General features: G+C 53.1%; 26 protein-coding genes. 20 read left to right on the top strand and 6 right to left on the bottom strand.

The window, feature by feature from the left end; genetic code table 11:
- Positions 1-242: 242 nt before the first annotated feature.
- The 4 genes from rimJ (at position 243) to murJ (ending at position 4192) form a co-directional block, all read left to right on the top strand.
- Positions 243-827 (top strand): ribosomal protein S5-alanine N-acetyltransferase, encoded by a 585-nt coding sequence (gene rimJ / locus OGX66_RS05600; protein WP_003832145.1) that lies wholly within the window; start codon positions 243-245, stop codon positions 825-827.
- A gap of 34 nt (positions 828-861) precedes the next feature.
- Positions 862-1509 (top strand): YceH family protein, encoded by a 648-nt coding sequence (locus tag OGX66_RS05595; RefSeq protein WP_088902463.1) that lies wholly within the window; start codon positions 862-864, stop codon positions 1507-1509.
- Between the two features lies 1 nt (position 1510).
- Positions 1511-2434: a Gfo/Idh/MocA family protein gene (locus OGX66_RS05590; protein WP_088902462.1), complete on the top strand. Its 924-nt coding sequence runs from the start codon at positions 1511-1513 to the stop codon at positions 2432-2434.
- Between the two features lie 222 nt (positions 2435-2656).
- Positions 2657-4192 carry a murein biosynthesis integral membrane protein MurJ gene (gene murJ / locus OGX66_RS05585; RefSeq protein WP_088902461.1) on the top strand — a complete coding sequence of 512 codons (1536 nt, stop codon included), beginning with the start codon at positions 2657-2659 and terminating at the stop codon, positions 4190-4192.
- Between the two features lie 85 nt (positions 4193-4277).
- Here murJ and flgN read toward each other — a convergent pair whose 3' ends face one another.
- The 3 genes from flgN to flgA all read right to left on the bottom strand — a co-directional run bounded on the left by flgN (position 4278) and on the right by flgA (position 5750).
- The gene (flgN, locus tag OGX66_RS05580) at positions 4278-4700 is read right to left on the bottom strand and encodes a flagella biosynthesis chaperone FlgN (protein ID WP_088902460.1); all 423 of its coding nucleotides are present in this window, start codon (positions 4698-4700) and stop codon (positions 4278-4280) included.
- 3 nt (positions 4701-4703) lie between these two features.
- Positions 4704-4997, bottom strand: a complete 294-nt coding sequence (gene flgM, locus OGX66_RS05575; RefSeq protein ID WP_003036183.1) for a flagellar biosynthesis anti-sigma factor FlgM — start codon at positions 4995-4997, stop codon at positions 4704-4706.
- A gap of 93 nt (positions 4998-5090) precedes the next feature.
- Positions 5091-5750, bottom strand: a complete 660-nt coding sequence (gene flgA / locus OGX66_RS05570; protein ID WP_003036186.1) for a flagellar basal body P-ring formation chaperone FlgA — start codon at positions 5748-5750, stop codon at positions 5091-5093.
- Between the two features lie 157 nt (positions 5751-5907).
- Here flgA and flgB point away from each other — a divergent pair, with 157 nt between their 5' ends.
- From flgB to flgL, 11 genes are all read left to right on the top strand, one after another.
- Positions 5908-6324, top strand: coding sequence for a flagellar basal body rod protein FlgB (gene flgB / locus OGX66_RS05565; protein ID WP_003836763.1), 417 nt, complete (start codon positions 5908-5910; stop codon positions 6322-6324).
- Positions 6325-6327: 3 nt separating this feature from the next.
- The gene (flgC, locus tag OGX66_RS05560; protein WP_003036191.1) at positions 6328-6732 is read left to right on the top strand and encodes a flagellar basal body rod protein FlgC; all 405 of its coding nucleotides are present in this window, start codon (positions 6328-6330) and stop codon (positions 6730-6732) included.
- An 11-nt stretch (positions 6733-6743) separates the two neighbouring features.
- On the top strand, positions 6744-7442 hold the full coding sequence (gene flgD / locus OGX66_RS05555; RefSeq protein ID WP_003832158.1) for a flagellar hook assembly protein FlgD: 699 nt from the start codon (positions 6744-6746) through the stop codon (positions 7440-7442).
- Between the two features lie 26 nt (positions 7443-7468).
- The gene (gene flgE / locus OGX66_RS05550) at positions 7469-8680 is read left to right on the top strand and encodes a flagellar hook protein FlgE (RefSeq protein ID WP_044700686.1); all 1212 of its coding nucleotides are present in this window, start codon (positions 7469-7471) and stop codon (positions 8678-8680) included.
- A 20-nt stretch (positions 8681-8700) separates the two neighbouring features.
- Positions 8701-9456, top strand: a complete 756-nt coding sequence (locus tag OGX66_RS05545; RefSeq protein WP_003036200.1) for a flagellar basal body rod protein FlgF — start codon at positions 8701-8703, stop codon at positions 9454-9456.
- Positions 9457-9469: 13 nt separating this feature from the next.
- Entirely contained in the window at positions 9470-10252 is a 783-nt protein-coding gene (flgG, locus tag OGX66_RS05540) for a flagellar basal-body rod protein FlgG (RefSeq protein ID WP_003036202.1), read from the top strand.
- Positions 10253-10309: 57 nt separating this feature from the next.
- Positions 10310-11008, top strand: coding sequence for a flagellar basal body L-ring protein FlgH (gene flgH, locus OGX66_RS05535; protein WP_003836756.1), 699 nt, complete (start codon positions 10310-10312; stop codon positions 11006-11008).
- A gap of 33 nt (positions 11009-11041) precedes the next feature.
- Entirely contained in the window at positions 11042-12118 is a 1077-nt protein-coding gene (locus OGX66_RS05530; RefSeq protein ID WP_057063917.1) for a flagellar basal body P-ring protein FlgI, read from the top strand.
- On the top strand, positions 12118-13068 hold the full coding sequence (gene flgJ / locus OGX66_RS05525) for a flagellar assembly peptidoglycan hydrolase FlgJ (protein ID WP_003836755.1): 951 nt from the start codon (positions 12118-12120) through the stop codon (positions 13066-13068). Before OGX66_RS05530 ends, flgJ begins: the two co-directional genes overlap by 1 nt.
- 64 nt (positions 13069-13132) lie before the next feature.
- Positions 13133-14791, top strand: a complete 1659-nt coding sequence (gene flgK, locus OGX66_RS05520; RefSeq protein ID WP_136345695.1) for a flagellar hook-associated protein FlgK — start codon at positions 13133-13135, stop codon at positions 14789-14791.
- Positions 14792-14805: 14 nt separating this feature from the next.
- Entirely contained in the window at positions 14806-15759 is a 954-nt protein-coding gene (gene flgL / locus OGX66_RS05515) for a flagellar hook-associated protein FlgL (RefSeq protein WP_003836751.1), read from the top strand.
- Between the two features lie 77 nt (positions 15760-15836).
- Here the strand turns inward: flgL and OGX66_RS05510 are convergent, their stop codons facing one another.
- Positions 15837-17036 (bottom strand): MFS transporter, encoded by a 1200-nt coding sequence (locus OGX66_RS05510; RefSeq protein ID WP_088902457.1) that lies wholly within the window; start codon positions 17034-17036, stop codon positions 15837-15839.
- A 21-nt stretch (positions 17037-17057) separates the two neighbouring features.
- Here OGX66_RS05510 and OGX66_RS05505 point away from each other — a divergent pair, with 21 nt between their 5' ends.
- Positions 17058-18083: a LysR family transcriptional regulator gene (locus tag OGX66_RS05505; RefSeq protein WP_088902456.1), complete on the top strand. Its 1026-nt coding sequence runs from the start codon at positions 17058-17060 to the stop codon at positions 18081-18083.
- Positions 18084-18123: 40 nt separating this feature from the next.
- On the opposite strand, the gene rne is transcribed toward OGX66_RS05505, so the two are convergent.
- Positions 18124-21387, bottom strand: coding sequence for a ribonuclease E (gene rne, locus OGX66_RS05500; protein ID WP_103798227.1), 3264 nt, complete (start codon positions 21385-21387; stop codon positions 18124-18126).
- Positions 21388-22086: 699 nt separating this feature from the next.
- On the opposite strand from rne, the gene rluC reads away from it, so the two are divergent.
- The gene (rluC, locus tag OGX66_RS05495; RefSeq protein ID WP_175420704.1) at positions 22087-23040 is read left to right on the top strand and encodes a 23S rRNA pseudouridine(955/2504/2580) synthase RluC; all 954 of its coding nucleotides are present in this window, start codon (positions 22087-22089) and stop codon (positions 23038-23040) included.
- Between the two features lie 82 nt (positions 23041-23122).
- On the opposite strand, the gene OGX66_RS05490 is transcribed toward rluC, so the two are convergent.
- A complete protein-coding gene (locus OGX66_RS05490; RefSeq protein ID WP_003836743.1) occupies positions 23123-23707 on the bottom strand; it encodes a Maf family protein in 585 nt (194 codons plus the stop codon).
- A gap of 197 nt (positions 23708-23904) precedes the next feature.
- Here OGX66_RS05490 and yceD point away from each other — a divergent pair, with 197 nt between their 5' ends.
- The 3 genes from yceD to plsX all read left to right on the top strand — a co-directional run bounded on the left by yceD (position 23905) and on the right by plsX (position 25818).
- Positions 23905-24426 (top strand): 23S rRNA accumulation protein YceD, encoded by a 522-nt coding sequence (yceD, locus tag OGX66_RS05485; protein WP_003036239.1) that lies wholly within the window; start codon positions 23905-23907, stop codon positions 24424-24426.
- A 16-nt stretch (positions 24427-24442) separates the two neighbouring features.
- Positions 24443-24616 carry a 50S ribosomal protein L32 gene (rpmF, locus tag OGX66_RS05480; RefSeq protein WP_003036242.1) on the top strand — a complete coding sequence of 58 codons (174 nt, stop codon included), beginning with the start codon at positions 24443-24445 and terminating at the stop codon, positions 24614-24616.
- Between the two features lie 122 nt (positions 24617-24738).
- On the top strand, positions 24739-25818 hold the full coding sequence (gene plsX / locus OGX66_RS05475) for a phosphate acyltransferase PlsX (RefSeq protein ID WP_003846798.1): 1080 nt from the start codon (positions 24739-24741) through the stop codon (positions 25816-25818).
- The last annotated feature ends 72 nt before the right edge of the window (positions 25819-25890 follow it).

Raw genomic sequence — 25890 nt, 5'->3', positions numbered from 1 at the left:
ACTCGTCACTCTGGATAGAGTTTAAAAGATAAGCACCTTCTATTCTGCGGTGTCGTCATCGCTTTTCCCACCCTTCGCGGGACAATATTTTTTTATCAAAAGTCCGTCTTGATAGAGAGTTTTCATCAAAATGTGTGAATAATTCAAAAAATGGCATTTTGCTCTTTTCACAGGGTGTATTCGCACAGGTATAGTAATGCGAATAGCGTATTGAAGACGTTACGGGAAGGAGTAGGTATAGAATGTTTGGCTATCGCAGTAACGTGCCAAAAGTGCGCTTAACCACGGACCGCCTGGTCGTGCGTTTAGTGCATGAGCGTGATGCCTGGCGTCTGGCAGATTATTACGCAGAAAATCGTCATTTCTTAAAACCCTGGGAACCTATTCGCGATGAAAGCCACTGCTATCCGTCCGGCTGGCAGGCGCGTCTCAGCATGATCTCTGAGTTTCATAAACAGGGCACCGCTTATTATTTTGCGCTGCTCGATCCGGACGAAAAAGAGATTATCGGCGTTGCGAACTTCTCAAACGTAGTGCGGGGATCCTTCCATGCCTGTTATCTCGGCTACTCCATTGCGCAGAAATGGCAGGGGCAGGGGCTAATGTATGAAGCCTTAACTTCGGCCATCCGTTATATGCAGCGCACGCAGCATATTCACCGCATTATGGCTAACTACATGCCACATAATAAGCGCAGCGGTGACCTGTTGGCGCGACTGGGTTTTGAAAAAGAAGGGTATGCCAAAGACTACCTGCTGATTGACGGGCAGTGGCGCGATCACGTGCTGACGGCGTTGACCACATCAGAATGGACCCCCGGCCGCTAAGTTTCAGATGCAGCCATGATTAATGGAGAAGACGATGAAATACGAATTAACCGCCACCGAAGCACGAGTGATTGGCTGTTTATTAGAAAAACAAGTGACAACGCCGGAACAGTACCCACTCTCCGTTAATGGAGTCGTAACAGCCTGCAATCAAAAAACGAATCGTGAACCGGTGATGAACCTGTCGGAATCGGACGTGCAGGAGCAATTAGATAACCTGGTTAAGCGACATTTTCTGCGCACGGTGAGCGGCTTTGGCAATCGCGTTACGAAATATGAGCAGCGTTTCTGCAACTCTGAATTTGGCAATCTGAAGCTCAGTGCCGCAGAGGTGGCCGTAATCACTACACTGCTGCTGAGGGGCGCTCAGACGCCTGGTGAATTGCGTAGTCGCGCATCCCGTATGTACGAATTCAGCGATATGGCCGAAGTGGAATCGATACTGGAAAATCTGGCAACCCGGGAAGATGGGCCTTATGTGATCCGCCTGGCGCGCGAGCCGGGCAAACGTGAAAGTCGCTATATGCACCTGTTTTGCGGTGAGGTTGATGAAGCCATTGCCGCGGCAGATCAACTCCCTGCAGCCTCCGGTGATCTGCAGGCTCGCGTGGAAATGCTGGAAACGGAGGTCGCAGAACTTAAGCAGCGACTTGATTCCTTGCTGGCGCACCTGGGAGACTAACGTGAATAAATTACGTATCGGCGTTGTCGGCCTTGGCGGTATTGCACAAAAGGCCTGGCTACCCGTGCTGGGCACCTCCGCGGACTGGACGCTGCAAGGCGCCTTTTCACCTTCGCGCGATAAAGCACAGCGTATCTGTGATACCTGGCGGATACCCTACGTGGATTCACTGGTGAATCTGGCGCAAACCAGCGACGCGGTTTTCGTCCATTCCAGCACCGCGACTCACTATGCGGTCGTCAGTGAATTGCTGAATGCCGGAGTTCACGTGTGTGTGGATAAGCCGCTGGCGGAAAACCTGCGTGAGGCTGAGCAACTGGTGGAGCTGGCCGCGCGGAAAAAACTCACGCTGATGGTCGGGTTTAACCGCCGGTTTGCACCGCTGTACCAGGATCTCAAAACCCAGTTGAGCACCGCAGCGTCTGTACGTATGGATAAGCACCGTACGGATAGCGTTGGGCCGCACGATCTGCGTTTCACTTTGCTGGACGACTATCTGCACGTAGTCGATACCGCATTGTGGCTGGCGGGAGGGCAGGCGCAGTTAAATAACGGCACGCTGCTGACCAATGAATCTGGTGCGATGCTTTACGCCGAGCACCATTTTTCTACCGGTCAAATGCAGATAACGACCAGTATGCATCGCCGTGCCGGTAGCCAGCGCGAAAGCGTGCAGGCGGTGACGGACGGTGGCCTGATTGACGTAACTGATATGCGGGAATGGCGGGAAGAGCGTGGGCAAGGTGTTGTTCATAAGCCGATAGCGGGCTGGCAAACGACCTTAGAACAGCGTGGTTTTGCCGGATGTGCGCGTCATTTCATTGAGTGCGTGCAAAATCAGACGGTTCCCCAGACGGCAGGCGAGCAGGCGCTACTGGCCCAGCGTGTTGTTGAAAAGCTGTGGCGGGAGGCGATGGCTGAATAACCCCCTGTAACATCTGGCGGTAGTAATTCATTGTAATCCAGGTACTATATGCCCACTCAAAATAACACCTCTTTTCAACCATAGGCTGATTTGTCGGCCTGATAAGGCGCTACGGTGTCGCCATCAGGCACAGCAAAAGTGTCGGATGGCGGCGAAAATGCCTTATCCGACCTACGGGCTGGTTTGTCGGGGTTTTGCCTCAGAGTCTGGAATACAACATAGATGAATTTATTAAAGTCGCTGGCAGCCGTCAGCTCGATGACGATGTTTTCACGTGTGCTGGGTTTTGCGCGTGATGCGATTGTCGCCAGAATCTTTGGTGCAGGGATGGCGACAGATGCCTTTTTTGTGGCATTCAAACTTCCTAACCTGCTGCGCCGAATTTTTGCCGAAGGCGCATTTTCGCAGGCGTTTGTGCCGATTCTTGCTGAGTATAAAAGCAAGCAGGGGGAAGATGCTACCCGCGTGTTTGTTGCCTACGTTTCCGGACTGTTGACGCTGGCGCTGGCTGTGGTGACGGTAGCCGGGATGTTGGCTGCGCCATGGGTGATTTTAGTTACCGCGCCGGGGTTTGCCGACACAGCGGATAAATTTGCGCTGACTACTCAACTGCTGCGGATCACTTTTCCCTATATTCTACTGATTTCACTGGCCTCACTGGTTGGTGCGATCCTTAACACCTGGAACCGCTTTTCTATTCCTGCGTTTGCCCCGACTTTTCTGAATATCAGCATGATCGGTTTCGCGTTGTTTGCGGCCCCTTATTTTCATCCGCCAGTGCTGGCGCTGGCGTGGGCCGTTACCGTGGGTGGCGTGCTACAGCTGATTTATCAGCTTCCGCATCTGAAGAAAATTGGCATGCTGGTACTGCCGCGTGTGAACTTCCGCGATGCGGGGGCGATGCGTGTCGTCAAGCAGATGGGCCCGGCGATCCTTGGGGTATCAGTCAGCCAGATTTCACTGATTATCAATACGATATTCGCCTCGTTTTTGGCCTCTGGCTCAGTTTCGTGGATGTACTATGCCGACCGTCTGATGGAGTTTCCGTCCGGTGTGCTTGGCGTAGCGCTGGGGACTATCCTGCTGCCATCGCTGTCCAAAAGCTTTTCCAGCGGTAATCATGATGAGTATTGTCGCCTGATGGACTGGGGCCTGCGCTTGTGTTTCCTGTTGGCATTACCGAGTGCCGTAGCGTTGGGTATTCTGGCCAAACCACTGACGGTGTCTCTGTTCCAGTACGGTAAATTTACCGCCTTTGATGCCGCGATGACCCAGCGTGCGCTGGTGGCGTATTCGGTAGGTTTGATTGGTTTGATCGTGGTGAAAGTGTTGGCTCCGGGCTTTTACTCGCGCCAGGATATAAAAACGCCAGTGAAGATTGCCATTGTGACGCTGATTATGACCCAGGTGATGAACCTGGCGTTTATCGGGCCGTTAAAGCATGCCGGGCTGTCGCTGTCGATTGGTCTGGCGGCGTGTCTGAACGCTTCACTGCTGTACTGGCAGTTGCGTAAGCAGAAAATCTTCACCCCGCAACCGGGCTGGACCTGGTTCCTGGCGCGACTGGTGATTTCCGTGTTGGTGATGTCGGCGGTGCTGGTTGGGATGCTCTACATCATGCCAGATTGGTCGCAGGGAACGATGTTGTGGCGCCTGCTGCGTCTGATGGCGGTCGTGGTGGCAGGTATTGCTGCTTACTTCGTAGCACTCGCTGTGCTGGGCTTTAAAGTAAAAGAGTTTGTGCGCCGGACGGCATAAAGAATCAATGCCGGATGGCGGCATAACGCCGTATCCGGCCTACAAAAAGTGTAGGCCTGATAAGCAAAACGTTATCAGGCTTGCATCAGATAGAGAATTTTTTCCCGCCGCGGTGCGCAGCTGAAGTTTGACCGTTTGCGCCATATAACGCCGGTTCCTGGTGCGGTTTCAGCACTTGTATTGCTTGTTGATTACGCTCGATCTGCCCTTCCAGCAGCCAGCCATTGTGCTGGTTGAGGTCACGTAAGTGCTGTGTTTTCATGGTGATAGTCTGCCAGCGTTCAGCAATCTCATCATTGGCGCTGCGCGTGGCGTCATGCTCCAGGCGGCGCTGTTGCTCAAGATAATCAAGGGTTGCCAGCAGCGAGCTTTTTTCTTCTGTAATACGCTGTAGCTGGCTGCCATTGATATGCCCTGCGGAAAGCTGCTGCTGTTCAGCATCCATTACCGTTTTCAGGTCATTGAGGACAGTCGTCATCTGGTCAAGTATTTCTGACAAACGAGTCATACTTTATTTACTCTGTAGGTAGCTCTGCGCCTCGCGAATCAGCGAGTCGGCAATTTTTCCGGTATCCATTTTCAATTCACCGTTACGGATTGCGGTTTTCAGTGCTTCCACGCGTTCCATATTGATGTCATTGGTGCCGGGCTGCATCAGTTTGGCCTGGGCGTCGCTCAGCATGACGCTGGTGCTGGTGGTCGCGGTGGTTTTTTCCTTCTGCGCTTTTTGTACCGGCGCATCGCTGGTTTCACGCGGCTGAACGGTGCTTACTGGCTTCAATGGTGAGGTACGATCAATGCTCATTTTATTTTTCCTCATCGAGGGGTTACGCTATAGCGGCCCGCTGTAATCATTGGTTGTTTATCTATCGGCACACGCTAAAAAATCTTTAACCTATTATAGGTTAATAAGAATATTCCCATCAGAATCGACGACGCCGCTCACCACCTGGCCTGAAATCATCCGCACTCGCGCATTCTGTGCGACAGCGGCGTTGTTCAGCGCTTTACCTTCGGCGTTAACCCGAAAGCCATCTCCGTTGGCAATAACCAGCACGCGCTGACCGGCCTTGATCCGCCATGCCTGGCGCAACATCGAAAGCTGTATCGGTTGACCAGGGACCAGATCGCGCAGGCTCACAGCATCCTGCACCTGACTCATATCCAGCACCGCGCGCGGCGGTAGTTGGTCCAGTCGACCACGCTTCAGCGTTACGCTGGCTGGGGTCAGGGTGCTACCTCGCGCTACAGGCGCGGCGGCTACTACGTAGTTTCCCGTCGCCTGGACGTTCACCTGCAGATAACGTTTTTCGTTGGCACAGCGAGCCAGCACATTCACATTACCCCACAGTTTCGCGCTACCTGACACGCTTAATGCCGGTTGCTCACAGCTCGGCAATAAGTTTGGCGACGTTCGGATAGTGACCACCACCTCATCGCTAAATCCGGCCAGGCGCTGGGAAAACCATGCCGTTAGCTGCGAATTCAGGTCTTGCGCCAGCGTCATAGGGCTGAACAGCAGTGCTGCCACGACTATTCCACGTTTAAACGTTTGCATCAAAACCTCGCGCTTTTTCAGGTAGTGGCAGGATTTTACCTGTGTGACGCAGTCATCAACGCAACAAATAGCGACGCATTTTGCGTTTATTCCGGCGATAACGCGCGCGTAATGGGATTTAAGCTGTCGGCTGAATTTTGTCATTTGCGGAGGAGATATGCTCGATAAGCTCGACGCCGCCTTACGTTTTCAACAGGAAGCGCTGAATTTGCGCGCCCAACGCCAGGAAATATTGGCGGCCAACATTGCCAATGCCGACACGCCGGGGTACCAGGCGCGTGACCTGGATTTCGCCAGTGAATTAAAAAAAGTCATGGTGCGAGGACGGGAACAAACCGGCGGCGTTTCGTTGACGCTGACCTCTGCACAACACATTCCGGCCCAGACCGTTTCTTCGCCGTCTACGGAGCTGCTCTACCGTATTCCTGACCAGCCATCTCTTGATGGCAACACGGTGGATATGGACCGGGAGCGCACGCAATTTGCAGACAACAGCCTCAAGTATCAAATGGGGCTGACCGCGCTGGGTGGGCAAATCAAAGGCATGATGAACGTGCTGCAAGGAGGGAACTAATTCGTGGCGCTGTTAAATATTTTTGATATCGCAGGTTCTGCGCTGACGGCTCAGTCTAAACGCCTGAACGTCGCGGCCAGTAACATGGCGAATGCGGATAGCGTCAGCGGGCCCGACGGTCAGCCGTATCGCGCGAAACAGGTTGTTTTTCAGGTAGATGCTGCGCCAGGTGCGGCTACCGGTGGCGTAAAAGTTGCTGACGTCATTGAAAGTCAGGCGCCGGATAAGTTGGTTTATGAACCCGGTAATCCGCTGGCCGATGCGAATGGCTACGTAAAAATGCCGAATGTGGATGTCGTTGGCGAGATGGTCAACACCATGTCTGCCTCACGTAGCTATCAGGCAAACGTCGAAGTGCTCAACACCGTGAAAAGCCTGATGCTCAAAACGTTGACGCTAGGCCAGTAAAGGAGGCGCACATGTCTATTGCTGTAAAAATGAATGACCCGAGCACGACGGGGGTTAATGCCGCCACGGGGAATAGCTCTCTGACGGGCAGCAATGCCGCTGACCTGCAGAGCAGCTTTCTTACGCTGCTGGTTGCACAACTGAAAAACCAGGATCCTACCAACCCGCTGCAAAACAACGAACTGACTACCCAGTTGGCGCAAATCAGTACCGTGAGCGGGATTGAGAAACTGAACACCACGTTAGGGTCGATCTCCGGGCAGATCGACAACAGTCAGTCGCTGCAGGCCAGTACGCTGATTGGCCACGGGGTCATGATCCCGGGTACTACCATCCTGACCGGTAAAGGGACGGAAGAGGGTGCCAAAACCACGACAACACCATTTGGCGTTGAGCTGCAGCAACCGGCAGATAAGGTTACCGCAACCATTACCGATAAAGACGGCAAAGTGGTACGCACCATTGACATTGGTGGATTGAAAGCGGGCGTTCATACCTTTACCTGGGACGGCACCATGACCGATGGCACGGATGCACCAAGCGGTTCTTACAACGTGTCAATTGCTGCCAGCAATGGCGGAACGCAACTGGTGGCACAGCCGCTTCAGTTTGCGCTGGTGCAGGGCGTTATTCGCAGTAACGGCGGTAATACGCTGGATCTTGGCACCTATGGAACCACCACCCTCGACGAAGTACGGCAGATAATTTAAGCCTTCACACTTATCAGGAGTAAGTCATGGCCTTTTCTCAAGCGGTCAGCGGTCTGAACGCTGCAGCGACCAACCTCGATGTCATTGGTAACAACATCGCCAACTCCGCCACCTACGGTTTTAAATCCGGTACGGCATCTTTTGCCGATATGTTTGCCGGTTCGAAAGTCGGTTTGGGCGTTAAAGTTGCGGGTATTACTCAGGACTTTACCGACGGTACTACCACCAACACCGGACGTGGTCTGGATGTTGCTATCAGCCAGAACGGTTTTTTCCGCATGGTAGACAGTAACGGTTCCGTTTTCTACAGCCGTAACGGTCAGTTCAAGCTCGATGAAAATCGCAATATCGTTAATATGCAGGGGCTGCAGTTGACGGGCTATCCGGCTACCGGTACACCACCGACAGTTCAGCAGGGTGCAAACCCGGGGCCGATTACGATCCCCAACACATTGATGGCGGCACAGGCAACCAGCAAGGCCTCAATGCAGATCAACCTCAACTCATCGGATAAAATCCCGACAACGACAAAGTTTGATCCGAAAGATGCTGACAGCTATAACAAAAAAGGCCCCGTCACCGTTTATGACAGTCTGGGAAATGCCCACGAAGTTAACGCCTATTTTGTAAAACAGCCTGATAACAAATGGGCTGTCTATACCGTTGATAGCAGTGATCCTAAGGCTGCTGTACCAACCGCACCGACGTCCACGCTGGAATTTGATACTAATGGAGCGCTAATCGGCGGCGGTACATTCAATATCACCACAGCTGCGCTCAATGGCGCACCGGCTGTCACCTTCGCAATGAGTTTCCAGAACTCCATGCAGCAGAACACAGGTGCCAACAACATTGTTGCCACTAAACAGGACGGCTACAAACCAGGCGATCTGGTGAGCTACCAGATTAACAATGACGGTACCGTAGTCGGCAACTACTCCAACGAACAGCAACAGGTTCTAGGACAGATCGTGCTGGCAAACTTTGCCAACAACGAAGGTCTGGCGTCTCAGGGCAACAACGTCTGGGCGGCCACTCAGGCCTCCGGTGTGGCGCTGCTGGGTACCGCGGGTACGGGTAACTTCGGCAAGCTGACCAACGGGGCGCTTGAAGCGTCAAACGTGGATTTGAGTAAAGAACTGGTGAATATGATTGTCGCCCAGCGTAACTATCAGTCGAATGCGCAGACCATCAAAACCCAGGATCAAATCCTCAACACGCTGGTCAACCTGCGCTAAGCGCCTGACGGGATGGCTTAATGGATCACGCAATTTATACCGCCATGGGCGCGGCCAGTCAGACGCTGAATCAACAGGCGGTGACGGCGAGCAACCTGGCAAACGCCTCCACGCCAGGGTTTCGTGCGCAGCTCAATGCACTGCGCGCGGTTCCTGTAGAAGGATTGTCTTTACCGACGCGTACGCTGGTCGTGGCCTCCACACCGGGGGCCGATATGACACCGGGTCAGATGGACTATACCTCCCGCCCGCTGGATGTGGCGCTGCAACAGGATGGCTGGTTGGCTGTGCAGACCGCGGATGGTAGCGAAGGATATACCCGTAACGGTGCTATTCAGGTAAGCCCAACGGGTGAACTGACTATTCAGGGACACCCGGTAATTGGCGAAGCCGGACCGATAGCCGTACCGGAAGGTTCAGAAGTCACCATTGCGGCGGACGGGACAATTTCTGCACTTAACCCTGGCGATCCGGCTAATACGGTCGCGCCAGTGGGGCGGCTGAAGCTGGTGAAGGCTACAGGGATCGAAGTGCAACGTGGCGATGACGGTATGTTCCGTCTGACCCAGGCCGCACAGGCTACCCGTGGTGCGACGTTACAGGCCGACCCCAGTATCCGTGTGATGTCGGGCGTGCTGGAAGGCAGTAATGTTAAACCGGTTGCTGCGATGAGCGACATGATCGCCAACGCCCGCCGCTTTGAAATGCAGATGAAAATTATCAGTAGCGTGGATGATAACGCGGGCCGCGCCAACCAACTGCTGTCGATGAGTTAATACAGGACATTTTATGATCAGTTCATTATGGATCGCCAAAACCGGCCTGGATGCGCAGCAAACCAACATGGATGTGATTGCCAACAACCTGGCAAACGTCAGCACCAACGGATTTAAGCGTCAACGCGCCGTGTTTGAAGATCTGTTGTACCAGACGATTCGTCAGCCTGGCGCACAGTCTTCTGAACAAACCACGCTGCCGTCTGGTTTGCAGATTGGTACCGGTGTACGTCCGGTTGCAACCGAGCGTTTACACAGCCAGGGTAACCTGTCGCAGACCAACAACAGTAAAGATGTGGCGATTAAAGGCCAGGGCTTTTTCCAGGTCATGTTGCCCGATGGTACGTCCGCTTATACCCGCGACGGTTCTTTCCAGGTGGATCAGAACGGTCAGTTGGTGACGGCGGGTGGTTTTCAGGTTCAGCCTGCCATCACCATTCCGGCTAACTCGCTCAGTATCACCATTGGACGCGACGGGATTGTCAGCGTGACCCAACAGGGACAGGCGGCGCCTGTTCAGGTCGGGCAGCTTAACCTGACAACCTTTATGAACGATACCGGTCTGGAAAGCATTGGTGAGAATCTGTACACCGAAACGCAGTCATCCGGTGCGCCGAACGAGAGCACGCCGGGGCTGAACGGCGCGGGTCTGCTGTATCAGGGCTATGTTGAAACCTCTAACGTCAACGTGGCGGAAGAGCTGGTAAACATGATCCAGGTTCAGCGCGCTTACGAAATCAACAGTAAAGCGGTATCGACCACCGATCAGATGCTGCAAAAACTGACGCAACTCTAAAGTGGAGTCCGGTGGGGTGAAAACCTCACCGGCACACTGATTTTGAAGATGACCGCAATGCGAAAATACGCGCTTCACCCATACCCTATTTTAGCCCTGCTGGTGGTTTCACTAACAGGATGTGCCTGGATCCCGGCTACTCCCCTCGTGCAGGGCGCGACGACTGCCCAGCCCGTTCCAGGTCCAACGCCGGTGGCGAATGGCTCAATCTTCCAGTCGGCACAACCGATTAACTATGGTTATCAGCCACTCTTTGAAGACCGTCGTCCACGCAATATTGGCGATACGCTGACCATCGTGTTGCAGGAAAACGTCAGCGCGAGCAAAAGCTCTTCGGCGAACGCCAGCCGCGACGGCAAGACAAACTTTGGCTTTGATACCGTACCGCGCTATCTGCAAGGTCTGTTCGGTAACGAACGTGCCGACGTAGAAGCCTCAGGCGGTAACTCCTTTAACGGTAAAGGCGGCGCGAACGCCAGAAATACCTTCAGCGGCACGCTGACCGTAACGGTCGATCAGGTACTGGTGAATGGCAACTTACATGTCGTGGGTGAAAAACAGATCGCCATAAATCAGGGCACTGAATTCATTCGCTTCTCCGGGGTCGTTAACCCGCGCACCATCAGTGGCAGCAACTCCGTACCGTCAACCCAGGTTGCGGACGCGCGTATTGAGTACGTCGGAAACGGCTACATCAATGAAGCGCAAAATATGGGCTGGTTGCAGCGTTTCTTCCTTAACTTGTCGCCGATGTAAGCGAGGTACCCGGTGTTTAAATTTTTTGTTGGAATGGCACTGGTGCTGGTAACCGCCTTCGCGCATGCCGACCGTATTCGTGACCTGACCAGCGTGCAGGGCGTGCGGGAAAACTCGCTGATTGGTTATGGGTTGGTGGTGGGTCTGGATGGTACAGGTGACCAGACCACCCAGACGCCGTTTACCACGCAAACGCTCAACAACATGCTGTCGCAGTTGGGGATCACCGTGCCCACCGGCACTAATATGCAGTTGAAAAACGTGGCAGCGGTAATGGTCACCGCGCAGTTCCCGGCCTTTGGTCGTCAGGGGCAAACTATTGACGTTGTAGTCTCTTCCATGGGTAACGCTAAAAGCCTGCGCGGCGGAACGCTGCTGATGACCCCGTTAAAAGGGGTCGATAGCCAGGTATATGCGTTGGCGCAGGGGAATATTCTGGTTGGCGGTGCGGGCGCAGCTGCGGGTGGCAGCAGCGTGCAGGTAAACCAGCTCAATGGCGGACGCATTACCAACGGCGCGACCATCGAACGTGAATTACCCAGCCAGTTCGGCGGCGGTAACACCATTAATCTGCAACTGAATAATGAAGATTTCACGATGGCGCAGCAAATTACCGACACTATTAACCGCTCGCGTGGTTTTGGCAGCGCAACGGCGTTGGATGCCCGCACTATTCAGGTGCGCGTGCCAAGCGGCAACAGCTCGCAGGTGCGTTTCCTTGCTGATATCCAGAATATGGAGGTGAACGTCACGCCGCAGGACGCTAAAGTGATTATCAACTCGCGCACCGGATCTGTCGTCATGAACCGCGAAGTAACGCTGGATAGCTGTGCCGTGGCACAAGGCAACTTGTCGATCACGGTGAACCGCCAGGCGAACGTCAGCCAGCCGGACACACCGTTTGGCGGTGGACAAACCGTAGTGACGCCACAAACTCAGATTGACCTGCGCCAAAGCGGTGGTTCGCTGCAAAGCGTGCGTTCCAGCGCCAACCTGAACAATGTTGTGCGTGCGCTGAATGCGCTGGGAGCAACGCCGATGGATTTGATGTCCATTCTGCAATCGATGCAGAGCGCGGGTTGCTTACGCGCCAAACTGGAAATCATCTAATGATTGGTGACAGCAAACTGCTGACCAGTGCCGCCTGGGATGCGCAATCTCTGAACGAACTGAAAGCGAAAGCGGGTCAGGACCCGGCGGCGAATATCCGCCCGGTCGCCCGTCAGGTTGAAGGGATGTTCGTGCAAATGATGTTGAAAAGCATGCGTGAAGCGTTACCGAAAGATGGCGTGTTTAGCAGCGATTCAACGCGCTTGTATACCAGCATGTATGACCAACAAATTGCGCAGCAGATGACCGCAGGCAAAGGTCTGGGGCTGGCTGAAATGATGGTCAAGCAGATGACTGAAGGGCAAGCGCAACCTGCGGATGACGCGCCGCAGGTGCCGATGAAGTTTTCACTGGAAACGGTGACCAGCTATCAAAATCAGGCACTGACGCAACTGGTCCGCAAAGCCATCCCCCGGGCGACAGAAAGTAATGATCAGCCGCTGTCAGGTGACAGCAAAGACTTCCTCGCCCAGCTGTCACTGCCGGCTAAGCTGGCCAGTCAGCAGAGCGGGGTCCCGCATCATCTGATTTTGGCGCAGGCGGCGCTGGAGTCCGGATGGGGGCAGCGACAAATTCGTCGCGAGAATGGCGAACCGAGTTTCAACATTTTTGGTGTGAAGGCTTCGGGAAGCTGGAAAGGTCCAACCACTGAAATCACCACCACTGAATATGAGAACGGTGAGGCGAAAAAGGTGAAAGCCAGATTCCGTGTCTATAGCTCTTACCTTGAGGCGTTGTCGGATTATGTCGGTCTGATATCCCGTAACCCGCGATATGCGGCGGTGACCGCTGCCGCGACCGCCGAACAGGGGGCGCAGGCATTGCAAAATGCGGGTTACGCCACAGACCCTAACTATGCACGTAAATTAACCAGCATGATCCAGCAGTTGAAATCGATGAGCGAAAAGGTGAGTAAAACCTACAGCACGAATCTCGATAATCTCTTTTAAATAGCTCAAGTCTACCGACCTGCTGCCGATAATAACGAGTATTGAAGGATTACAAGGAACCTCCATGTCCAGCTTGATTAATAACGCGATGAGTGGACTCAGCGCAGCGCAGGCCGCGTTGAATACTGCCAGTAATAACATCTCCAGCTATAACGTTGCCGGATATACCCGACAAACAACAATTATGGCGCAAGCGAACAGCACGCTGGGTGCGGGGGGCTGGGTAGGCAATGGCGTCTATGTTTCTGGTGTACAACGTGAATATGACTCCTTTATCACTAACCAGTTGAGAGCAGCGCAGAACCAGAGCAGCGGTCTGACGACGCGCTATGAGCAAATGTCAAAAATCGATAATTTGCTCTCCAGCAAAACCAGCTCTATTTCGACCTCAATGCAGGGTTTTTTTACCAGCCTGCAGACGCTGGTCAGTAACGCTGAAGATCCGGCGGCGCGCCAGGCGCTGATCGGCAAAGCGGAAGGTTTAGTCAACCAGTTCAGAACAACCGACCAATATCTGCGGGATCAGGACAGGCAGGTAAACACGGCGATTAAGGCCAGCGTTGACCAGATCAACAATTACTCGAAACAGATTGCCAACCTTAACGACCAGATTTCCCGCATGACGGGCGTCGGCGCGGGGGCATCGCCGAACGATTTACTCGACCAGCGCGACCAGTTGGTGAGTGAACTGAACCAAATTGTCGGCGTGGAAGTCAGCGTGCAGGACGGCGGGACTTACAACGTGACCATGGCGAATGGCTATTCGCTGGTGCAGGGCAGCAACGCTCGCCAACTGGCGGCAGTCCCTTCCAGCGACGACCCCTCTCGCACGACTGTCGCTTATGTTGACGGCGTGGCCGGAGAAGTTGCCATCCCGGAAAAGCTGATCACGACCGGTTCGCTGGGCGGGCTGTTGACGTTCCGTTCGCAGGAACTCGACCAAACGCGTAATACCCTTGGTCAGTTGGCCCTCGCTTTTGCTGATGCGTTTAACACGCAGCACAAAGAAGGTTTTGATGCCAACGGCGACCCGGGCAAAAACTTTTTCGATATTGGTGGCCCGGCAGTCCTTAGCAATACGACGAATAAAGGGACCGGTGCGCTTGATGTTAAAATAACGGATAGTTCGTCGGTGCAAGCCACAGACTATAAAATTACGTTTGATGGTACTGACTGGCAGGTAACCCGTCTGGCTGACAATACCAGCTTTAAGCCGACCGTCACTGGCGGAAAAATGTCGTTTGATGGGCTGGAAATCACTGTCAAAAATGGTGCGCTGGCAAATGACAGCTTTACGGTGAAACCCGTGGGTGACGCCATTATCAATATGAAAGTGGCGGTGAGCGATGAGTCGAAAATCGCCATGGCAGAAGTATCCAAAAACGACCTTGATCCGAATGTTGATAAAGGCAAAAGCGATAACCGTAACGGTCAAAAGCTGCTGGATCTGCAAACCAAGTCTACCGTCGGTGATAAAACGTTTAATGATGCCTACGCTACGCTGGTGAGCGATGTCGGGAACAAAACGGCGACGCTGAAAACCAGCGCCACCACTCAGAACAACGTGGTAACGCAGCTTTATAAGCAGCAGCAGTCTATTTCCGGGGTTAACCTCGATGAAGAGTACGGAAATTTGCAGCGTTATCAACAATATTACCTGGCTAATGCGCAAGTTCTGCAAACTGCGAATGCGCTGTTTGATGCACTGATCAATATTCGCTAAGGGAGAGGGAGACTATGCGTATTAGCACCCAGATGATGTACCAGCAGAATATGCGCGGCATCACTAACTCTCAGGCTGAATGGATGAAGTTCGGCGAGCAGATGTCGACGGGTAAACGCGTGATCAATCCATCTGACGATCCGATTGCCGCCTCGCAGGCCGTAGTACTTTCGCAGGCTCAGGCGCAGAACAGCCAATACACGCTGGCGCGTTCATTCGCGACGCAAAAAGTATCGCTGGAAGAGAACGTGCTGAATCAGGTGACGACGGCGATCCAGACCGCGCAGGAAAAAATCGTTAGTGCGGGAAACGGTACGTTAAGTGATGATGACCGTGCATCGTTGGCCACCGACCTGCAGGGGATCCGCGATCAACTGATGAACCTGGCGAACAGCACCGACGGTAATGGGCGCTACATTTTTGGCGGATATAAAACAGAATCTGCACCGTTTGCCCAGGCTGATGGCGCTTACAGCGGCGGTACGACAAACGTCACCCAGCAGGTTGATGCCTCCCGGACCATGGTGATTGGTCATACCGGTGATAAAGTCTTCGCCAGTCTGACCAGCAACGCTGTGCCGGAGCCAGGCGGCGGTACCCAGGAAAAGAATGTGTTCAAAATGTTGGATACTGCTATTGATGCGCTTAAGACACCGGTTGAGGGCAATGATGCGGCAAAAGCTACTGCCACTGCAGCCATCGATAAAACCAGCCGAGGTCTTAAAAACTCGCTGAATAATGTGCTGTCCGTGCGTGCAGAATTAGGCACGCAGCTTAGCGAATTGAGCTCGCTGGATTCACTGGGCGCCGATCGTGCATTGGGGCAAACTCAGCAGATGAGTAATCTGGTGGATGTCGACTGGAACGCCGCGATTTCGTCTTACGTGATGCAACAAGCCGCACTACAGGCATCGTATAAAACGTTTACTGATATGCAGGGAATGTCGCTGTTCCAGCTTAACCGGTAACGATCCATTTTGAACATATCATGAAACTGGGTATGTTTGTCTGCCCGCTCCTTTAACACCCCGGAGCGGGCATTCTTTTAGGCAACCGACGCCTTACTAAGCGACGGGTTCCCCGTCAGTCTTATGGCCAACGCGATCGCACTGCTGAATGTTGCCAGCGTCACCACTCCTTCCCAGTTGGCAAGCGCATAGACCTGACTCCCAAGAACGGAACCCAGCGCCATACCGATAAACACCATCGTAAACAGCAGAGCGTTCAATCGTCCTCGTGCCTGAGGCTCCAGGCTATAGACCAGGTTTTGGTGGGCAACCAGGCTGGATTGCAATCCGAGATCAAAACCTACCGCCGAAAGGGCGATAAGCAGCCACTGCCCCTGAACGGGCAGGGCGGGTAACAAAAACATCAGTGCGAAAGATACCGTTACCAGCAAAGCACCCAATTGCGTCACTTTTGCTGCACCCACTTTATCGGCAAGATGGCCCGCCATCGGTGCAGCAAGCGCTCCGGCTGCTCCCGCGATACCAAAAGCACCCGCTATAGCGCTACCCAGGTGGTAATGCTCAGATAACATCACCGCCAGCGTAGACCAGAAGGCGCTAAAAGCAATGGACAGAAAGCCTTGTGCTAGTGCTGCGCGGCGCAAGGTGGAATATCGTTGCCAAAGTTGCACCATCGAGAGCATTAATGATGGATAGCTCAACGTGGAATGGACCGTAAAACGAGGCAGTGCTTTCCACATAATCGCGGTAATTACGGCAATACTGACGGCAGCAAGTTGGTACATCTCACGCCAGCCAAACGCCTCACCGACCAGTCCACTGACGGTACGTGAGAGTAAAATTCCCAGCAGAAGGCCCGTCATTACGGTGCCCACCGTTTTTCCCTGTTTGCCTTCGGGCGCCAGTATTGCCGCCGCAGGCACAATATCTTGTGCCATGGTTGCCGCCATGCCCATCAACAGACTCACTATTAACAGTGAATGCAACTGCCCGGTAAAGCTGCATGCCAGAAGCAGCACAGCAAGAGAGATACTTTTCAGCAGGATTAATGTCCTGCGGTCATAACGATCGCCCAATGGCAATAAAAACAAAATACCCAGCGCGTATCCCGCCTGGGTCAGCGTCGGGACCAACCCCATGCCGGTAATACTTAAGTTCAGATCCTGACCCATTAAAGGCAGAAGGGGTTGAGCATAGTAGATAGCAGCGACACTGAATCCGGCACCTACTGCCAGAACGAAAGTGACCCAACGGGAAAGTGCGGTAAATGTGTTCACAGATGATTCCTCAATCACAGGATGTGCGGCTATTTTTATCCTTCAGCGAGTGGCGTGGTAGCGAGCGCAGTGGTAAAACAGTTATACGTCAGACGTATGATGAAACTGAAAATGATAAAAAATGAGCGTATAGACAGGGTGGAGCTGATGCGTACGTTTGTACGTATTGTCGAAGCAGGATCGCTTTCGGCAGCGGCAAAACAGATGGGGACAACGCAAGCGACCGTAAGCCGACGGTTGCAATCCCTGGAAACTCTGCTGGGTGTGAAACTGATCATGCGTACCACGCATGCGATGAAATTGACCGACGACGGCGAAAGAGGCTACCAGCATGCCAAGAAGATTATTGATGCCTGGCTGGCGCTGGAAGATGGACTTAATGTCACAGAAGATGAACCGGTGGGGACGTTGCGAGTCCGTGCACCGCATGCGTTCGGGCAACAACAACTGCTTGAGCCGCTTTTGCAGTTTCTTTCGCGCTATCCCCATGTAGCAGTAGAGTGGATGCTCAACGATAAAACCGTTGATTTTCTGAGCGATAATATTGACTGCGCTATCAGGGTTGGTGCGGAGGTGGATCCGGCCACGGTTGCCGTTTTACTGGCTGAAGTTCCCCGTAGTATGGTGGCGAGCCCTGGGCTGCTGGAACAATTCGGCGAGCTTTCTCATCCTGAGCAGTTATCAGCGCTGCCCTGGATTGCCGTGAATACGTTTTATCAACATAGCGTTTCGTTGTTGCACCAATTGCGTAATGAGCCAGTCACGTTGAATATTTCACCCAGATTAAGTACCGACAGTATTTATGTCGCAAGGAATGCCGCGCTGGCGGGGTTGGGAGTGACTATTGTTTCAAGTTGGATGGTGGCGGAGGATATTGCCAACGGACGTCTGGTTGCGTTGCTACCTGAGTGGCATGCGGCGCCGTTGCCTGTACATTTGGTTTATCCGTGGGCGCGTTACTATCCGATTCGCTTACGCAAGTTTCTGGACTTAATGAAGGATGTTATGCCGCAGCTGACGGGGATGAAAGGCGTAGATCAGATATAAAAAAGCCGACCCGAAGGCCGGCTTTGATATTGATTATGGCTTACTCGACAGGCTGAGGACGTGTTGCTGGCGCAGTCGCTTGATGCGTTGCACTGTGTCCTCCTGCGGCACCTTTGCCTTCAAAGGCGAATGCCGGACGCTGCCAGTCGCTATGACGCGGCGCTTCTGGCACATATTCCGGTGCCGGGGCGCGGGTCATCGGTGCGGTCGCATGGCTGTGAAGGTGTTCAGCATCAACACTGGCTGCGACAACTTCAGGCTTAACGACAGTCGCTTCTACAATTGGCGCTGCAACAACTTCCTGCGGCGCAGCAATCTCTTCAGCAACTGGCGCTGTTTCCACAACTTCGGCAATCTCTTCAACCACTTCTGGCTGGGAAATAACAACCTCTGCAGGCTCTTCAACAACCGGCGCAGTCACAACGTCAGCCACAGGTTCGGCTTCAGCGGCGATTTCTTCTGCAACGGGCGCATCAGATGCAGCGATAATTTGCGGTTGTTCCTCGACCGGGGTCGCAATAACTTCCGGATGCGTGGTTTCAACCTGTGTGGTTTCAACAACGGCGGCCTGAGGCTCAGCTACAACAATCTCTGGCTGCACGGCTTCAACTGGCGCAGGGGCATCCACAATGTGTTCCACGGCAGCTGCAGCAACCTGAGGCTCTACGGCGACAGGTGCGGCTTGCTGCTGGACCATTTCTTGTTCGCGCTGTTCTTCAACCTGCTGATCCTGAGGACGTGCGACAGGGTAGCGGATCCAAACTTTACCGGACGCTAATTCAGGAGATGCACAGGCGACCGTTAACGGCATTGGTGACTGAACCGGATAACGCTCGTCACGGTAACGACGACGACGCTGTCCACTGACGCGCAGATGGCGAGGGGAGCGACGGGAACGACGCGGCATACCATTGGAGTCACGCGCGTCGCTGTTGTCTTCCTGCTCAGTCGCAACGACGGCTGGAAGATCAACTTTCGCCAGTTCGGTACGCTGTACCGGCGCAGACTGTTCAGTAGGCTGAGCGACAGCGGTTTCAGCGACTACTGCGGCAGTTACCACTTCGGCTTCAACCGCCGGGCTTTCAGTGAAACGCACTTTCTGAGTCAACTGACGCTGTTTACGGCGAGTCTGAGGCTGACGTACGCGCTCTTCCTGCTCGGCATCCTGCACAGGTTGTTCAGCCTGGTTCAGCTCTTTAACTTCCTGCTGTGCCTGACGCTTGTCATCGTTACGACGGCGGTTGCGTTCGCGACGCGGAGCTTGCTGCTCATCGCCAGATTTCGCTTTGTCTGCAACGTCAGTAGTTTGCTGGCGGTTATCGCGAGCTTCCGCATTTTGCTGCTGTGACTGACGACGGTTACGGCGGTTATCTTCACGGTTTTCGCCGTTTTCTGAACGTTCGTTACGGTTGTCACGGTCACCGCGATTATCACGGTTATCACGACGATCGTTACGGTCACGACGATTGTTCTGACGCGGTTTACGACGATCCTGCTGGCGTTCGGTGTTCTCTTCAGCTTTCGGCGCAGGTTGTTCAACCGGTTTCACTTCTTCGCTACCACCGAAGATGGACTTCAGTGCGCCAAAGAAACGGCTAATCAAACCGGGCTGTGCGGCAACGGCTGCGGTCGCTGCCGCAGCTTTAGGCGCGGCGGCTTTCGCGGCAGGTTCCTGCAGAGCAGGGGCTGGCGGAACGTCTGGCATGGCGAAGGTGGCCAGCGCCGGTTGCTCAGGCTGTTTACGCTCGACGTACTCTTCTTCCGTCGGCAATGCCATTGCCTCTTCATGCAGTTTCGGCAGTAGATAGCTCAGGGTCGGGGTTTCTTCCCCTTTACGTACGCGCAGCACAGAATAGTGCGGGGTTTCCATCTGATCGTTTGGCACGATCACACAGCGCACGCCATTCTGACGCGTCTCGATTGCATTTACCGCGGTACGCTTTTCGTTGAGCAGGTAGGAAGCGATCGGCACAGGAACAATAGCGTGTACTTCCTGCGTATTTTCTTTCAGTGCTTCTTCTTCGATCAGACGCAGAATAGACAGCGACAGTGATTCGTTATCACGTACGGTACCGGTGCCGGAGCAGCGCGGGCACACGTGATGGCTGGATTCACCCAGTGACGGGCTCAGACGCTGACGGGACATTTCCAGCAGACCGAAGCGAGAAATATGGCTGATCTGAATACGCGCTCTGTCCTGGCGTACGGCCTCGCGCAGACGGTTTTCAACCGCGCGCTGGTGACGAACCGGCGTCATATCAATGAAGTCGATTACAATCAGACCGCCGAGGTCGCGCAGACGCAGCTGACGTGCAATTTCATCGGCTGCTTCAAGGTTGGTGTTGAACGCTGTTTCTTCGATGTCGCCGCCGCGGGTTGCGCGTGCGGAGTTGATATCGATAGCGGTCAGTGCTTCAGTGCTGTCGATAACGATTGAGCCGCCGGACGGCAGACGCACTTCGCGTTGGAACGCGGACTCAATCTGAGACTCGATCTGATAGTGGCTGAACAGCGGGATTTCGCCGGTGTACAGTTTGATTTTGCTGCTGAAATCCGGACGACCCAGCGCGGCGATGTGCTGACGCGCCATCTCCATGACTTTTGGGTTGTCGATGAGGATTTCGCCGATGTCCTGGCGCAGATAGTCGCGGAAGGCACGCACGATAACGTTGCTTTCCTGATGGATCAGGAACGGAGCAGGGCGGCTGTCAGCGGCTTTTTGAATTGCTTCCCAGTGCTTCAGGCGGAAGCTCAGGTCCCACTGCAGCGCTTCGGCGGATTTGCCTACCCCTGCGGTACGCACGATAAGCCCCATGCCATCAGGCAGTTCCAGGCTTGCCAGCGCTTCTTTTAATTCGGTACGGTCGTCGCCTTCAATGCGACGGGAGATGCCGCCCGCGCGCGGGTTGTTCGGCATCAGAACCAGATAACTACCCGCCAGGCTGATAAAGGTAGTCAGCGCAGCGCCTTTGTTGCCGCGTTCTTCTTTATCGATCTGAACGATGACTTCCTGACCTTCACGCAACACGTCTTTAATGTTGGGACGACCATGGGAGTTGTAGTTAGCGGGAAAGTATTCGCGGGCAATTTCTTTTAACGGGAGGAAACCGTGACGTTCAGCGCCGTAATCAACAAAAGCAGCTTCCAGACTCGGTTCAATACGGGTAATTTTGCCTTTATAGATGTTGGCTTTTTTCTGTTCGTGTCCAGGACTTTCGATATCCAGATCGTACAGACGTTGCCCATCTACAAGGGCGACACGCAACTCTTCCTGCTGAGTCGCGTTAATTAACATTCTTTTCATCGTAACTTACTCATTATTCTTACATTGACGACTAAGCTGCGGGCAGAGTAATGCCTTTCCGGGTGTGAACCGATGGCCTCGTGTCTATTCGCGTCGCCAACCTCACGGTTATCGTCAGCTCAAAGAGGCGCAGAGTGTCGGTTGCCTGTATTTCATACGGAAACACAGCGCAATTATCAGGGGAACAGTCTGGGTGTTACTCTCCAGAGAAGCTTCCATTGTGCTTGTCGTCTTTCACGCTGTCGGTGCGTTGGCTTTATCTTCTCACCCTGGTCACTTACAGGAGTAAGAACCTGGGGGTATCCAGACTTGCCGCCTTCCTACAATGTGAAATCCATAGAGCACTTACCGGTAAGGACTGCAACCCGCAGCCCGCTAACTGCCTGAAAGATCAATACGTCTTACGCCATTGCTGCGTTGATGATCGGTCGGGCAAAATTGGGTCATTCCGGAAAAGTTCTTGTTTTAACAAGATTCAACACGGAAACAACCGCATTATTCCACTGCTAACCTTGTTATAGCAAGATGACTTTTGCCATTTATCACCCGGTTACTCACAGTTTTTTCACTTCCGCGTAGTGATTGCTTTAATAACCACCAAATCGGCTATGTCAAACTTAAGTAATAAGGTATAGCAGTTAATATAAGCATAGAAAAATGTGTGGCGCGAATCTTGATGGCTATTTAAAATCGGCCCCCATGAAAACAGAGACTCCAGCCGTAAAAACAGTTGCCATTACTGCCGACGAAGCAGGGCAACGCATCGACAACTTTTTGCGCACCCAGCTTAAGGGCGTGCCGAAAAGTATGATTTATCGCATTTTGCGTAAAGGCGAAGTGCGGGTGAATAAAAAACGCATTAAACCCGAGTACAAACTCGAAGATGGGGATATTGTGCGTATTCCACCTGTGCGTGTCGCTGAACGTGAAGAAGAGGCCATTTCGCCAAACCTGCAGAAGGTTGCGGCGCTGACCGATGTCATTTTATATGAAGATGACCACATTCTGGTGCTGAACAAACCTTCAGGTACGGCCGTGCATGGCGGAAGCGGGTTAAGCTTTGGCGTCATTGAAGGATTACGTGCGTTGCGTCCGGAAGCGCGTTTCCTTGAGCTGGTGCATCGCCTCGACCGGGATACCTCCGGTGTGCTGCTGGTTGCCAAAAAACGCTCAGCCTTGCGTTCATTGCATGAACAACTGCGTGAAAAAGGCATGCAGAAAGATTACCTCGCGCTGGTTCGAGGCCAATGGCAGTCGCATGTCAAAACCGTGCAGGCGCCGCTGTTAAAGAACATTCTGCAAAGCGGCGAGCGTATCGTGCGGGTGAATCAGGAAGGCAAACCGTCAGAAACACGTTTTAAAGTGGAAGAGCGCTATGCGTTTGCCACGCTTGTGCGCTGTAGCCCGGTGACCGGACGTACGCACCAGATCCGTGTGCATACCCAGTATGCCGGTCATCCAATTGCTTTTGACGATCGCTACGGTGACCGTGAGTTCGATAAGCAACTGGCGGATACGGGGTTGATCCGACTTTTCCTGCATGCCGCAGCGTTGAAGTTTACTCATCCAGGTACGGGGGAAGTGATGCGTATTGAAGCGCCAATGGATAAACAGTTGAAGCGCTGCCTCGAGGTATTACGCAGCAAAGCCTGATGCGCGTTGCTTATCAGGCCTACAATCGTGTGATGGACCGTAGGCCTGATAAGACGCATCGCGTCGACATCAGGCAGATTAATCAGGCGTTCAACGGGTTCATTTCTTCCCGCCGCAGCATTTGACACAACGCGATCAGCGGCAAACCTACCAAGGTATTTGGGTCACGACCCTCCAGGCGTTCAAAGAGTGCAATACCTAATCCTTCACTTTTGAAACTACCTGCACAATGGAGCGGACGCTCTTTGCGCAGATAATCATCAATTTCCGCCTCGCTTAAATGACGGAAATGGACGTCAAAAGGTTCTACTTCAGTTTGTAAATGTCCGGTCGCAGAATTATACAGCGCCAGTCCGGTGTAAAATGTCACAATATTGCCACGGGCTTTGAGTAATTGCTGGCGCGCATTTTCTTCTGTTAATGGTTTGCCGGTTATTTCACCATCAAGAACACAAATTTGATCGGAGCCAATAATCAGATGCGAGGGATAACGGTGGGCGAGTGATTGCGCTTTTTGCTGCGCCAGTCGCAACACCAGATGACGTGGCGCCTCGCCTGGTAATGGTGTTTCATCAACCTCTGGTGCTGCGCATTCGAACGGAATTGCCAGTTTTTCGAGTAAAGCGCGACGCCAGGGAGAGGTGGAAGCAAGAATAAGTTGAGGCATATTTTTTCCCTCGCATATAGCGTATTGATGAGAGCCATTTTAAACTATGGACTTCGACCTACAAGCTGGCTGTAGTGGCTTGTCTTGAGCGATTTTAAGTCGATGACCCGCAATGTGTGCGAATTATTGGCAAAAGGCAACCACAGGCTGCCTTTTTCTTTGACTATATGACGTTACAAAGTTAATATGCGCGCCCTATGCAAAAGGTAAAATTACCCCTGACTCTTGATCCGGTTCGTACGGCTCAAAAACGCCTCGATTATGAAGGTATCTATACTTCTGATCTGGTTGAGCGCGTCGCCGATTCTGTAGTCAGTGTGGACAGTGATGTGGAATGCTCCATGTCGTTCGCTATCGATAACCAGCGTCTCGCCGTTATAACCGGTGATGCGAAGGTATCGGTTACGCTCGAATGTCAGCGTTGCGGGAAACCGTTCCCACTTCATGTTCACACAACATATTGTTTTAGTCCTGTCCGTTCTGACGAGCAGGCTGAAGCACTCCCGGAAGCGTATGAGCCGATTGAGGTTAACGAATTCGGTGAAATCGATCTGCTTGCAATGGTTGAAGATGAGATTATCCTCTCCTTGCCGGTAGTTCCGGTGCATGATTCTGAACACTGTGAAGTGTCCGAGGCGGACATGGTCTTTGGCGAATTGCCTGATGAAGCGCAAAAACCAAACCCATTTGCCGTATTAGCCAGCTTAAAGCGTAAGTAATTGAGGAGTAAGGTCCATGGCCGTACAACAGAATAAACCAACCCGTTCCAAACGTGGCATGCGTCGTTCTCATGACGCTCTGACCGCAGTCACCAGCCTGTCTGTAGACAAAACTTCTGGTGAACAACACCTGCGTCACCACATCACTGCCGACGGTTTCTACCGTGGCCGTAAGGTAATCGCTAAGTAATCACGCATGACTCAATGGCTTTCCACCCCTGGTGAGAAAGACAAAGAGTGAACGCGTGATGAAGCTTAGTGAGGCTTTCCCCGGGTAACTGGGGAAACACCTAACCGGGCAGCGACGATACCTTGACACGTCTAACCCTGGCGTTAGATGTCATGGGGGGAGATTTTGGCCCTACCGTGACAGTGCCTGCAGCATTGCAGGCACTGAATTCTAATTCGCAACTCACACTTCTTTTAGTCGGGGATCCCGATACAATCACGCCATTACTTGCCAAAGCTGACTTCGAACAACGTTCGCGTCTGCAGATTATCCCTGCTCAGTCAGTTATTGCCAGTGATGCCCGGCCCTCGCAAGCTATTCGCGCCAGTCGTGGAAGCTCAATGCGTGTTGCCCTGGAGCTCGTGAAAGAAGGTCAGGCACAAGCTTGTGTCAGCGCCGGTAATACGGGCGCACTTATGGGACTTGCGAAGTTATTGCTCAAACCCCTTGAGGGGATTGAGCGTCCGGCGTTGGTGACGGTTTTACCGCATCAGCAAAAGGGCAAAACGGTGGTGCTGGATTTGGGCGCCAACGTAGATTGTGATAGCACGATGTTGGTGCAATTTGCCGTCATGGGTTCCGTGTTGGCAGAAGAGGTTGTTGGCATTGCCAATCCTCGCGTAGCGTTACTCAACATCGGCGAAGAAGAAACGAAAGGTCTCGACAGTATTCGAGATGCTTCAGCTGTGCTAAAAACAATCCCTTCCATTAATTATATCGGCTATCTTGAAGCCAATGAGTTACTGACTGGCAAAACCGATGTGTTGGTCTGTGACGGCTTTACAGGTAATGTCACATTAAAGACGATGGAAGGTGTTGTCAGAATGTTCCTTTCACTGCTGAAATCTCAGGGTGAGGGCAAAAAACGGTCGTGGTGGCTTCTGTTATTAAAACGATGGTTACAAAAAAGCCTGACAAGGCGATTTAGTCACCTCAACCCCGACCAGTATAATGGCGCCTGTCTGTTAGGATTGCGCGGCACGGTGATTAAGAGTCATGGTGCGGCCAATCAGCGAGCATTTGAAGTCGCGATTGAACAGGCAGTGCAGGCGGTGCAGCGACAAGTTCCTCAGCGAATTGCCGCTCGCCTGGAATCTGTATACCCAGCTGGATTCGAACTGCTGGACGGTGGCGAAAGCGCAACCTCACGAGCACACAGATAACGGTGCGTTTGTGAATGTAGCCAACGTATCAGCGATTTGCTCGTGGCGGTATATAACCAAAAAGTGACTGAG

This window comes from Citrobacter sp. Cf072 (genome assembly GCF_030334485.1).
GTDB classification, from domain to species: domain Bacteria; phylum Pseudomonadota; class Gammaproteobacteria; order Enterobacterales; family Enterobacteriaceae; genus Citrobacter; species Citrobacter freundii.
Note: the sequence above shows the minus strand (reverse complement) of the source record. Positions and strands in the feature narration are given on the sequence as shown.

Bases quoted from the DNA above. Each gene is read 5' to 3' on its own strand.
- rimJ (WP_003832145.1), top strand. From the start codon at position 243: ATGTTTGGCTATCGCAGTAACGTGCCAAAAGTGCGCTTAACCACGGAC.
- OGX66_RS05595 (WP_088902463.1), top strand. From the start codon at position 862: ATGAAATACGAATTAACCGCCACCGAAGCACGAGTGATTGGCTGTTTA.
- murJ (WP_088902461.1), top strand. From the start codon at position 2,657: ATGAATTTATTAAAGTCGCTGGCAGCCGTCAGCTCGATGACGATGTTT.
- flgN (WP_088902460.1), bottom strand. From the start codon at position 4,700: ATGACTCGTTTGTCAGAAATACTTGACCAGATGACGACTGTCCTCAAT.
- flgM (WP_003036183.1), bottom strand. From the start codon at position 4,997: ATGAGCATTGATCGTACCTCACCATTGAAGCCAGTAAGCACCGTTCAG.
- flgA (WP_003036186.1), bottom strand. From the start codon at position 5,750: ATGCAAACGTTTAAACGTGGAATAGTCGTGGCAGCACTGCTGTTCAGC.
- flgB (WP_003836763.1), top strand. From the start codon at position 5,908: ATGCTCGATAAGCTCGACGCCGCCTTACGTTTTCAACAGGAAGCGCTG.
- flgD (WP_003832158.1), top strand. From the start codon at position 6,744: ATGTCTATTGCTGTAAAAATGAATGACCCGAGCACGACGGGGGTTAAT.
- flgE (WP_044700686.1), top strand. From the start codon at position 7,469: ATGGCCTTTTCTCAAGCGGTCAGCGGTCTGAACGCTGCAGCGACCAAC.
- OGX66_RS05545 (WP_003036200.1), top strand. From the start codon at position 8,701: ATGGATCACGCAATTTATACCGCCATGGGCGCGGCCAGTCAGACGCTG.
- flgG (WP_003036202.1), top strand. From the start codon at position 9,470: ATGATCAGTTCATTATGGATCGCCAAAACCGGCCTGGATGCGCAGCAA.
- flgH (WP_003836756.1), top strand. From the start codon at position 10,310: ATGCGAAAATACGCGCTTCACCCATACCCTATTTTAGCCCTGCTGGTG.
- OGX66_RS05530 (WP_057063917.1), top strand. From the start codon at position 11,042: ATGGCACTGGTGCTGGTAACCGCCTTCGCGCATGCCGACCGTATTCGT.
- flgJ (WP_003836755.1), top strand. From the start codon at position 12,118: ATGATTGGTGACAGCAAACTGCTGACCAGTGCCGCCTGGGATGCGCAA.
- flgK (WP_136345695.1), top strand. From the start codon at position 13,133: ATGTCCAGCTTGATTAATAACGCGATGAGTGGACTCAGCGCAGCGCAG.
- flgL (WP_003836751.1), top strand. From the start codon at position 14,806: ATGCGTATTAGCACCCAGATGATGTACCAGCAGAATATGCGCGGCATC.
- OGX66_RS05505 (WP_088902456.1), top strand. From the start codon at position 17,058: ATGTGCGGCTATTTTTATCCTTCAGCGAGTGGCGTGGTAGCGAGCGCA.
- rne (WP_103798227.1), bottom strand. From the start codon at position 21,387: ATGAAAAGAATGTTAATTAACGCGACTCAGCAGGAAGAGTTGCGTGTC.
- rluC (WP_175420704.1), top strand. From the start codon at position 22,087: ATGAAAACAGAGACTCCAGCCGTAAAAACAGTTGCCATTACTGCCGAC.
- OGX66_RS05490 (WP_003836743.1), bottom strand. From the start codon at position 23,707: ATGCCTCAACTTATTCTTGCTTCCACCTCTCCCTGGCGTCGCGCTTTA.
- yceD (WP_003036239.1), top strand. From the start codon at position 23,905: ATGCAAAAGGTAAAATTACCCCTGACTCTTGATCCGGTTCGTACGGCT.
- rpmF (WP_003036242.1), top strand. From the start codon at position 24,443: ATGGCCGTACAACAGAATAAACCAACCCGTTCCAAACGTGGCATGCGT.